The sequence below is a fragment of the Monashia sp. HAY1-5C genome, from assembly GCF_056755255.1.
Genome location: NZ_JBPGXG010000284.1, coordinates 1 through 488, shown reverse-complemented (window position 1 = coordinate 488; position 488 = coordinate 1). Strand labels below are relative to the sequence as shown.

Annotated in this window: 1 protein-coding gene; it reads right to left on the bottom strand. The window is 71.9% G+C overall.

Annotated features, from left to right (window positions below):
* Positions 1 to 322 (bottom strand): ABC transporter permease subunit (locus ACR9ZK_RS21670; RefSeq protein WP_481344027.1); only part of this gene is annotated, 322 nt, incomplete at its 3' end.
* Positions 323 to 488: the final 166 nt, after the last annotated feature.

The following is a 488-nucleotide window of genomic DNA, read 5'->3' as shown; positions in this document are numbered from 1 at the left end:
GCACCGGGGTGCCCCGGAAGAAGGTGATGTAGCCGGAGGCCAGCAGCCGCACCGGGCGGACCTTGGACACCCGCAGGATCGCGATGAGCAGGCCCAGGATGGTCCCGAAGAACATCGTCAGCGCGGTCAGCACCAGGGTCAGGCCCAGGCCCTTGAGCACGGTGGGGGCGGTGAAGTACTGCCCGACCACGTCCCACTCGTAGTGCTCGTTGCTGGTCAGGGTGCGCGCCAGGCCGGCCACGACCAGCACGCACAGCGCCCACGCGGCATACTCCCAGAGCCCGCGGCGGTGCAGCCGCGGCTTGTCGGCCGCCGCCGGCACCGAGCCGGCGGGGCCGGCCGGCCCAGTAGGGCCGGTGGGGCCGGTGGGGGGTGTCGGACCTCTGTGTCGCAACGTCGTACCGGCCATGGCGTTACTTCAGCAGCTCGGAGCTGGAGATGGCGCCGGTGCCCAGGCCCCACTTGTCCAGGGTGGCCTTGTACGCCGG